Below are 10,508 nucleotides of genomic sequence, written 5' to 3'. Positions count from 1 at the left end.
CACATAAAATACCGATATAGTACTAAGTTAAAATTAGTACTATTGCCCACACGCAGTCGAACCAAAAATCTCTGTTTATTTACTTGTAGGTATCCACTAAATAAAAAAACACGGTACTTACGCCGCGTTCAATCAATTCCCCATTTATAAATGCGCATCCAGATAGATTTGCAGATTATTGTCGTGTGCCAGCTGCAGTTTCTTGCGTATATTTGTACGATGATAATCCACTGCTTTCTTGGAGATATAGAGCTGATCGGCAATCTCCTTGCTGGTAGAGCCGCCTTTAATCAGTTTGGCCACCTGAAGTTCCCGCGGTGTCAGCGTGCCGATGGCCGTGGGGCGCTTTTGGGTTAACGTGTTCACAATTTCATCAATCAATTGGTTGACCATATCCACATCCTTCCCATTGACCAGTTTTTTCAAATAATTTAGGGAAGGCTTGATAAATCGCTCTACGTTCGAGACAATGGTCTCTTCCAGATTTTCTTTGTCCTGGCCGTGCTGGTGCAATGCAGCCAATAAGACTTCATTCTGATTCTCCAGATTTTCAAACTGCATTTCGGCGCTCTTTCGATCCGTCACATCCCGCACATATTCGATTATCAAGATGACTTCACCGTTTACATCCATAACTGGAACGGAAAACAGCTGTTGCCATCCTGTCGTCTGCCCCCTTGCTTTCTGGAAACAAACCAACTCCGATTCTGGTTTTCTGTTCTCTATTGCTCGGATACTGGGACAGTTTTCACAAGGGGACGGGCAATCATGGAACAGTTTGTAACACTTTTTGCCGGTCACAATAACGTCTTGGTTATACCAGTGCTTCATTGCATTGTTGACATATTGGATGGTCAAAGTTCGACTCAACACACTGACACCATCCTGTATGCTGTCCAAAATAGCCTGAAATAGTTCCTGCGGGGGAACGGAGTCAGCATCCTGTTGTGACAAGACCAGCTTACATAATTCAGGTGTAAATACCCATGTATACTCTTGATTGGCAGCGGAACCCATCGTTATTCTCCTCCCACGGCACTATGCAGAGAAATAAGATACCATTCAATAGGCGGAACACTCCCGTTGTTCCACGCGACATACGCACTGGTTGCTCGGAAAAGCCTTAATCTTGCCTTCATTATAATTTGCACTATAACGTTTGTCAATATATTATAAAATCATATGCAATATTGTTGATTTATTATGTTTATTATGCAAAAACCTACCGCACACGCGCAGAACACATTTTACATACAGTACGGTTTTCGGCATACCCGATTGCACAAATGCTATTTTCTAGACCAAAAATATACTAATTTATCATTAGTATATTACGGGTATTTTGTTTGAATTGCCATGTTCACAGTGCTGTCTTATACTGGCATTAATCCGCATCCGTCCCATTAAATAACCGCCGGTTGTATGCTCTTTTGCAGAGCTGCGTTTGCACGCGACCTATCTCTTTTATCTGCGTGCAAGTTTTAGAGAAAAAACATCCGACAGGCCCGGAGGGATGCAGGCACAGCCTATAAGATGTCTGTCCGGAACAAACAAGAGCAATTTATTTGACAAAATTGCTTGCAACGATGAGGAGGAACGATTCATGAAATTCCGCAGGCTTTTCTTGTATGCCGTTGTGACGGCTTTCCTGGCCGGGCTGGTAACACTATTTACATGGAATATCAACGGATTCATCATCAAAGGATCAAAGACACCCTTCACGTACATTTCTTTTTGCGCATGGGCCGTCTATTTTCTAGTGGGCGCAAGCCCTAAAGCTGCGCTAAAAGCATTTTCCTCGATGATTGCCGGAATTATCGCCGCGATTTTGATGTTTGTCCTGTCGCTAGCATTCGGCTTCACACCGTGGTATGCAGTGCCGCTGGCGGTCGTCATCCTGGTAATTCCGATGATGCTGATGGAAAGCGTAAAACCCTTTAACAACGTTTCAGCTGTGTTTGTGGGCACCGGTCTCTATTTTTCTCTCTCGGCCTCCGGAGCCATTCCCTCATTTGACTTTTTCGGTTACACCCGCGCAGGACTGGCTGAATTATTTTACGTTTTGGTTGGGTTTGTGGCCGGATGGCTGACCATACAGCTTCGAGCATTTGCGGCAAGTGAAAAGCAGGCGGAAAAAAATCACGCTGTACCCATCAGTCCCTCCGCCAAGGACTCAAGAATCTAATGCAACCGATTCTATTCATTAGCTGTCCTTAAAAAACATGCGAAAATACTAACTCTGCGTTAGGACTGTTCTGATACTTTACAGGACTTATCCAACACGCACTTTTGTATTATTCTGTACAGTAGGAACAAAAGGCTGTACCTGACGACAGCTTATTTACAGGAAGCCGTTGTGTTCTAATGGTTTCCGTTGAAATTGGGAGGAATGTATCTATGGGCAGATTGGTAACCTTGTTTACCGGGCAATGGGCAGATTTAGACTTTGAAACCATGTGTCGGACGGCGCAAAAAATGGGATACGATGGTCTGGAACTTGCCTGCTGGGGTAACCACCTAAACGCTGCGAAAGCGGCCGAGGATGACGACTACGTCTCATATATTCGGGAGACACTGAAAAAATACAGATTACAATGCAAGGCATTGGGTGCGCACATCATTGGCCAGTGTGTAGGTGATCTTCCAGATGTGCGTCTGAATCATTTCGTGCCGGAGGCATATGCCAACAAACCCGAAGAGATCCGCGCATGGGCCATCCAAGAGATGAAAAATTGTGCGGTGGCCGCCCGCAAACTGGGTGCGGACGTGGTAACCGGCTTCACTGGATCACCGATTTGGCGGTATATTTATTCGTTTCCACAGACGCCGGCGGAGCTGGTAGAACAAGGATACGATGAGATTGTCCGTCTATGGACGCCGATTCTGGATGTATTCCGAGAAAACGGTGTGAAGTTCGCATTGGAAGTCCATCCGGCAGAGATTGCCTTTGACTATTATTCCACACAAAAAACACTGGAGAAATTTGCAGACTACAAAGAATTCGGCATCAATTTTGACCCCAGCCATCTGCTCTGGCAGGGCATCACGCCTCACCTGTTTCTGAATGATTTCATCGACCGGGTGTACCATATTCATATGAAGGATGCTGCTGTGACGTTAGACGGTCGCACCGGCCTGCTTGGTTCCCATATCGATTTCGGAGACTTGCGGCGCGGCTGGAACTTTCGTTCCCTCGGTCACGGCCACGTTAACTTTGAGGAAATCATTCGGGTACTCAACCGATATGGATACCAAGGGCCACTATCTGTAGAATGGGAAGACAGTGGCATGGAGCGTGAATTCGGTGGTGCACAAGCGGCGGAATTCGTACGCAAAGTGGATTTTGAACCTTCGAATGTAAAATTCGACGACGCGCTGAAAAGCTGATTGGAGGAAATACAATGGAAAAACGAATCATTCGATATGGCATGGTGGGCGGACATCTGAATGCATTTATCGGCGGTGTGCACCGAATTGCTATCGGGTTTGATCAGTCGGCCGAATTGTTTGCCGGCTGTTTCAGCCCAATCGAAAGTGAAAATACCGAAACTGCAGAACGGTATCATCTAGATCGCAGCCGGGTCTATAAAGACTACAAAGAAATGGCACAAAAAGAAAGCCAACGAGATGATAAAATCGACTTCGTAGCCATTGTCACACCCAATTTCATGCATTACGAAGTCGCCAAAGAATTTCTGTTGCACGGCATCCACGTGATGTGCGAAAAACCGCTCTGTTTTGAAGTGGACCAAGCTTTGGAATTGCAGGCGCTTGCGAAAGAAAAAGGGCTGCTCTTCGCAGTTGATTATGCTTATACCGGCAATGCCATGATCAAGCTGGCAAAACAGTTCATCGCCGATGGCGAAATTGGGGATATCGTGGGTGTTTCCGGGGAATATTTGCAGGAGTGGCTGATCGACGAACTTGGTGAGCAATCCGATACCATTAAGCTTTCCGGCTGGAGAACAAACCCTAAAGTCGCCGGCATCTCCAATTGTATCGGCGACATCGGTACACATATTGAAAGCATGGTGCACTACATCACTGGACTAACCATAAAACGTATCAGCGCGAAACTTCAGACTTTTGGCCATCCTTTGGAACTGAACGCCGATATTCTAGTGGACTATGACAACGGAGCAAGTGGCGTTTACGCCTGCTCGCAGGTAGCGATTGGCCATATGAACGATCTTTCGGTGCGTATTTTTGGCACAAAAGGCGCCCTGGAGTGGAGGCAGGAATATCCTAACGACCTGCGCGTTACCCGCAAAGGACAGCCCCCGCAGCTCTATTCCAGAGGGGCTGGTTATGTGACCGGGAGAGCGGCAGCATTAAACCGCCTGCCATCGGGACATCCGGAAGGATATTTCGAGGCAATTGCCAACATCTATAAAACATTTGCGGGCGCATTGGCGAAAAAGAATGCTGGAATCCCTCTTGACGCGGACGATCTGGACTTTCCTCGCATCGAAAGCGGCATCAGCGGCGTGCGCTTCATCCACGCCGCAGTGGAAAGTGGAAAAAATGATAGTCGCTGGGTTTCCGTCGAACCGTAAGGTTTGCGTTGACGGCCGCATTGCTTAAAAAGCAGAAACCTACCCTCATGATCAAGCAGCATAAGCAACAAAAGGCAAAACACAGCTTACCAAAAACCTATACAGTCACAAAAGGATCGCCAGCGCCTAAAAGACGCTGGCAATCCTTTTTTCGGGTCTGCCCCGGATTCTGCCCAAACTCCGTCACCGCGCAGGCTTTGATGGCAGTCACATGCGACACAACCCGTTAATCAAAAATAATTAATGTTTCAGAAGGAGGCGGACATTTGGGTAATGCGTTTGCATCAATGCTAATGCATTCTGGACTTCAACTCCGTAATAAAGTCGCTTTTGTCCTCGGGGTTCAGGATATTTTTGATTGGGATAAATAGCAATGGTATATTCGCTTTGATTGTGAGATATTCGGATGTTTCTTCCACCTTTTTAATTTTGCTGTAGGGTGTTTTGGCTTCTTGCAAATCGCAATGTTCTAAAACGCCATCATCCAATAAAGAAACGGTCTGGACGGAATCAAAAAACTCTTTCCCCAATTTTTTTACCAATGCCTTAACGGAAATTGCATTTAACAACTTGTACAGGAAATGCAAGGCCACCGTAAAAACGACTGTCATGCCAATAATAATAGGCCATGTGTCTGGCAAGTATTCTTGAAGTAGAGAAAAAATGATAGCAAAGACGACCACTCCTCCAATAATTACTCCAGCTAAATATGCTTTCTTTTTCAGCTTATAGAAGTAATCTCTTATGTCATGCTCTGTTAATCTGTATCGCAATTCCATTTTCAGTTCTCCCTTTTCATCTTTTGTAAAATAGTATGTTTTGTTTAACATGAAGATTTTACCAGATTTCCAAGGAGGATGCAATGTCAAAAATCAAGCACCAATTATCTCAGCCTTCCGATCTCAAGCGCGAGATCAGCCACACAGATGCTTCACCCTATTTTCGCCTTCAAAGAAGTCACGGATTTTCTCCCATTGGCTGTCTGTTAAGTCGCTTGAATATCCCATCTTGCACCTCCAAGATATTCCTATTGATTATATCGGCAGCTTTGGTCGTTTATTGAGTACAGGTTCTTATATGCTCTGGGCGATCAAGTATATTAGCATGTGGGTCCATTTGGGAGATGGTTTATTTGGCGCTCACGAAATATATTCCGCACCTCGACAAAGATCTAATGGATAAAGGCTTGTACGCGTCCCGGGGCACACCGCATGGCTACTGGTAGGTCCGAGTGGCCTCTGTGAGTTGAAATGTAGAATGGGGGCGTCCTTTTTCCTGCAATCTTGAGTTTTTACCCGTTACCGGAATGTTCCTTACAGCCCTAAAACGGCCCGCCAGCCGGGATAAAAGAAGGTTTGCAGCGTTTTCAGATAGTGTGCGGCATCTTCTTGGGTAAAATCGTGGACAACCACTTCAAAGATAGCAGAGGCATACGCGCTGAGCAGCAGGTGCAGCTCCTGTGGCAGGATGTCCTTGACCGGAATACCGTGCCTGCGTGCTTCTGCCAGATAGTCTTCTGTTTCTTGTTGCTCCATCATAACAAAATCGTGTACAAAATGCCCATACCGGGTGCCCTCCGCGCAACAGACCAGCAGCTTAAATGCATCAAAATGGGCGTAGATTACGTCTAGGAACAGGGGCAGATCGGCGTCGTCCCCCCACATCACATCAAGATTTCCATTGTCCAGCAATGCATAGTCCCTCTGCTTGATCGCTTCCGCTTTCTCAGCGAACGCTTTCAACGCAGGTTCCACCAACGCGGCAAACATCTCTTCCTTGTCGGCAAAATGCCGGTAGAGCGCGGCGGATGTCAAGCCCACCGCCGCCGCGATAGACCGCATGGATGCTTTTTCAAACCCTTTTTTCAGAAATTCCGCTCTCGCGGCTGGTATGATACGTGCATGATTTTCACTTTTATCTTTTGGCATGGCGGTTCCCTCTACGCAATGGTTGATAGTTATCGATGATAGCATCGTAATACGCAACATCGACAATGTCAAGTCATCACAGAGAAATTCGCTAGCACAAGTTCTCTGGCAACAGAGAGTCAAACGGTTAAGACGGTCACTTTCTGCCGATTCTGTTCCATACTGTGCAGGTTGCGAACTTCTTTCAGAATCAGAACAAATGTCCACACGATCATGACACTGTCAATAGCAAATGACCCGAAATAGATACCGGATACTCCGATAAACCGAGGGAGGAACAGCATGACAGGAACATAGAAAACCAATTGCCGGGCAATTCCAAGGATGGCGGCCGGTTTCCCCTTATTGATGGAAGGAAAAAAGGTCATCGCCGTGAAAATGATGGACAAAACGGGTAAGATCGCCATATAGATACGGAATTGTAGCAGTTGTGCGGCTGCAAAATGCTGATTCGGCAGCATCAGATTTAAAACCGGATCAGGCGAAATCATGGACAAAAGCCAGAACGGCAGGGTAAGCACAATGGCAGCCGCCGTAAATACCCAATAAGATTTGATGACCCGTTGGTACTGTTTGGCTCCATAATTGATGCCGGCAACCGGCTGCAATGCGCGCATCAAACCGAAGATCGGGGTAAGCAGGAATGTGAAAATGCGGTAAACCACACCATAAAATGCAGTGTCCAGCAACGTGCCATATTGTTTCAACGCGTTGAACACCAAAACAGCCTGCAGCAAATTCATAATGGTCATAATGAACGCAGATATCCCAAGTCCAAGAGTTGACTTTACAATGTCTTTATCGCGAAACACCGCCAACATTCGGGTTTTAAAGGAGGCAAACCCTCTGCCGAAATACAGAAGACCAATCACGGTATAGACGGCCATACCAATATTGTTGGCAATTCCGGCACCGACCACGCCCCAATGCAGGTGGACCACCAGCAGAAAATTGGAACCGACATCTGCCAAAAGTCCGATTGCCATCATGAGCGCAGCGGATTTCATCTTACCCTCCGCACGCACGATCATATTGGCGGCCAACCCATAAATCCAGAAGAAAGCGCCGTATACCGTCACACGGTAATATTGTTCACCCAAGGCGAGCGATGGACCGGTGCCGCCCATCATTTCCACCAGTTGGTGCGAGAACAGCAGCGCAATCACCATATAAAGGATCGTGCAAAGAATGGTGAGATAATGCACATTTCCCATTAAGCGTTGTTGTGTCCGCGTATCTTTCCGACCGATGGCAATGCTCAGAACCGCTCCGGCGCCTGTGCCGATGAGCGACCCCAGCGCTACACTGATCTGACTAAGTGGATAGGCGACGGAAACGCCCGCCATTGCATCCTCGCCCACATACCGGCCAACGAAAATACCGGCTAACACTGCATTCAAGCCATATAAAACCATGGCCACAATTGCGGGCCACGAAAGCCGCACCATCACTTTCCATAAATTATCGCATAAGATTTGATTTTGACCCCGGTCGCGTAAAGCCTCCGATGCTTCGTTCATTATTTCCTCCAGTTTTTCCGCTTATGATTGCGCACAATGCATATTCAACCCATGCATCCGGGAGCTCAACGGTTAGATTATACTAACAAAATAGGCGTTCTAACTGCTTTTCTATTTCAAAGCAGTATGTAGATGTCGCGAGCATTTGGTTTGCCTGCGCAGGCTATTTTAAGTTATCGTGAATAGCTATCAACGATAACAATATAGCATGGATCATATACGCTGTCAAGAACAAAATCATCCCGCCTATAGCAATTCCAATTGAGAAGGCGAGTACCCGCATTCTTAACTGGAATTGCTATAGGGGCACGCGTCTGCGTGCTAAAGCCGGATTATTTATGCCAACCGATTATGCCAACTCGAAATCGACCTGCCCCAATGCAACTTCCACCCGTGTGGCAAGCACATTTACGGAATCGCCGATAGAATAGCGCCGTCCATTAGCCGTGCAGAAAAGCTGCATGTTTTTCTCGTCGTAATCAAACCAGCCCTTAAGTGTCTCCACCCGCACAAGTCCCTCGACGGTATTCTCCAGCTCCACATAGAACCCGTAGGATTTGACGCCCGTGATGGTGCCTGGGAATGTGCCACCCACGTGTTGGAGCATGTACTCGGCCTTATAGATATCGTCACAGTCCCACTCGATCTGCATCGCGTTGACTTCCCTCTCGCTGGACTGCTCCGACGCTTCGGTTACAAAACTCTCATACCGGTTAGAGATTTCCTCCGGCGTAGCCGTTTTCTCCAGCAACTCTGAAAGGATGCGATGAATAGACAAATCGGGATACCGACGAATCGGTGAAGTAAACTGGCTGTAATATTTCAGCGCCAATCCAAAATGCCCCAGGCATTCAGGCCAATATTTCGCCTTTGCCATCGTGCGCAGTGCCATCTGGTTGAGTGCGCGCTCCTTCGGCGTCCCCTCAATCTGGTGCAGCACTTCGGCAAGATCACCGGGTGCAAGACCTGGCCGGATCTTGCGATTGTTGATGCCTACCGCTGCAAGGGACGCCGCGAAGTTCTCAAGTTTGAGTGCATCCGGCTCCTCATGTACGCGATAGACAAACGGCAATTTTTTCTCACTGGCAAAAGTGGCGACTGCCTCATTGGCCAACAGCATAAATTCCTCAATCATGCGCTCCGAAATACCACGTGTGCGACGGACGATATCCACTGCCACGCCTTGCTCGTTAAAGACAACTTCACAGTCATCCGAATCAAAATCAATAGCGCCCCGGCGCTTGCGCGCTTCCTGCAACCGTTCTGCCAACTCCCGCATAAGCGTGATGGATGGCAGCGCATCCTTATATTTTTCGAGAAGATCTTTACTTGCCGTTGCGGCATAGATCTCATTAATCTCATCATAAACGCCCTTGACATAGGAGCGGATGATGCTCTTATGCAATGTATATCCCTGCATATCACCTGCCGCATCCACGTCAATGAATACAGTGAACGCCAGCCGGTCTTCTCGGGGATTTAGCGAACAAATGCCGTTGGAGAGTGCCTCCGGCAGCATGGGGATGACGCGGTTGCCAAAATAGATGGAGGTGCCCCGCTCAAAAGCCTCTTCATTCAATGCAGTACCGGGCTGCACATAATGCGACACATCAGCGATATGCACACCCAGCCGGTAGCCATCCTCCAGCTTTTCAATCGAAATGGCATCATCCAAATCTTTGGAATGTGCGCTGTCGACAGTAAGAATGATACTGTCCCGCAGATCGAGTCGTCCCGCAGGGTCACATGTGGTTGGGATAGCATTGGCCTCGGCCAGCACTTCATCGGGAAACGACTGGCGTGCGTGGCGGCGATCCAGCACAGCCTGACAGCACGCGGCACCGCTGTCGGCAGAACCGTAGCTCATCAGCACATGCACTTGCCCATTGTCAGCCACAGAGGGATACCGTACCATCTGGGCCATGACTTTTTCATGCTCACCCAGTGTTTTTAAATCGGCCGGGTCAACTTCAATACGCTCTTTAAATCCAAAATCCGGCAGCACGAGCCCCCGTCCGCCCTCCCGGTAAAAGGTACCGGTAAACTCCACGAAGTTGCGCTTGACGATGCGCGTCACTTCGCCTTCAGGCAGGCGGTCGGTCTGCCGCAGAATATGAACTTCCACCTCATCAGTAGGCATAGCGCCCATCAAGTGAGATTTGTCGATATATACATCAGTGGATTGATCCGCAAGCTGTGCAAATCCGCCGCGCTTAGACATATTCATAATAGTGGCCGGCATTGTTTCAATCACGCGGGCTTCTACCTTTTGGGATCGGGAAATGGTCAGAGTACCCTCCCGCTCCATCTGCTGCAAAAGTCGTAAAAATGCCGGGCGCGCACTTTCCGGCAATGAAAATGCCGTGCCAAGTTCATTGATCTGCATGGGGCGGTATCCGTCAGTTTTGATAAACTGCAGCACGCGCTCTTTTATTTTGGTAATGCTCATTCCTTTTAATCTCCCGTAAACTGTTTTATACCAATCAATCATTTTTCATAATAAA

Annotated in this window: 8 protein-coding genes; 3 read left to right on the top strand and 5 right to left on the bottom strand. The window is 47.7% G+C overall.

The features are described from left to right. Positions 1-144: 144 nt before the first annotated feature. Positions 145-1,017, bottom strand: a complete 873-nt coding sequence (locus ABF463_RS12420) for a LuxR C-terminal-related transcriptional regulator (protein WP_415533996.1) — start codon at positions 1,015-1,017, stop codon at positions 145-147. 586 nt (positions 1,018-1,603) lie between these two features. Here ABF463_RS12420 and ABF463_RS12415 point away from each other — a divergent pair. The 3 genes from ABF463_RS12415 (at position 1,604) to ABF463_RS12405 (ending at position 4,556) form a co-directional block, all read left to right on the top strand. Further along, entirely contained in the window at positions 1,604-2,185 is a 582-nt protein-coding gene (locus ABF463_RS12415) for a DUF1097 domain-containing protein (RefSeq protein ID WP_415533994.1), read from the top strand. A gap of 212 nt (positions 2,186-2,397) precedes the next feature. Next, complete coding sequence (locus tag ABF463_RS12410; protein ID WP_415533992.1) at positions 2,398-3,387, top strand: sugar phosphate isomerase/epimerase family protein; 990 nt, start codon at positions 2,398-2,400, stop codon at positions 3,385-3,387. 14 nt (positions 3,388-3,401) lie between these two features. After that, positions 3,402-4,556, top strand: a complete 1,155-nt coding sequence (locus ABF463_RS12405) for a Gfo/Idh/MocA family protein (RefSeq protein ID WP_415533990.1) — start codon at positions 3,402-3,404, stop codon at positions 4,554-4,556. Positions 4,557-4,846: 290 nt separating this feature from the next. Here the strand turns inward: ABF463_RS12405 and ABF463_RS12400 are convergent, their stop codons facing one another. The 4 genes from ABF463_RS12400 to rnr all read right to left on the bottom strand — a co-directional run bounded on the left by ABF463_RS12400 (position 4,847) and on the right by rnr (position 10,453). Continuing rightward, positions 4,847-5,335 carry a YcxB family protein gene (locus tag ABF463_RS12400; protein ID WP_415533988.1) on the bottom strand — a complete coding sequence of 163 codons (489 nt, stop codon included), beginning with the start codon at positions 5,333-5,335 and terminating at the stop codon, positions 4,847-4,849. Between the two features lie 534 nt (positions 5,336-5,869). Further along, positions 5,870-6,484 (bottom strand): TetR/AcrR family transcriptional regulator, encoded by a 615-nt coding sequence (locus ABF463_RS12395; RefSeq protein WP_415533986.1) that lies wholly within the window; start codon positions 6,482-6,484, stop codon positions 5,870-5,872. Between the two features lie 119 nt (positions 6,485-6,603). Beyond that, the gene (locus tag ABF463_RS12390; RefSeq protein WP_415533984.1) at positions 6,604-8,004 is read right to left on the bottom strand and encodes an MATE family efflux transporter; all 1,401 of its coding nucleotides are present in this window, start codon (positions 8,002-8,004) and stop codon (positions 6,604-6,606) included. 349 nt (positions 8,005-8,353) lie between these two features. Further along, on the bottom strand, positions 8,354-10,453 hold the full coding sequence (gene rnr / locus ABF463_RS12385) for a ribonuclease R (protein WP_415533982.1): 2,100 nt from the start codon (positions 10,451-10,453) through the stop codon (positions 8,354-8,356). Positions 10,454-10,508: the final 55 nt, after the last annotated feature.

Origin of the sequence: Ethanoligenens sp. (assembly GCF_047718355.1) — a bacterium.
GTDB lineage: Bacteria > Bacillota > Clostridia > Oscillospirales > Ethanoligenentaceae > Ethanoligenens.
Note: the sequence above shows the minus strand (reverse complement) of the source record. Positions and strands in the feature narration are given on the sequence as shown.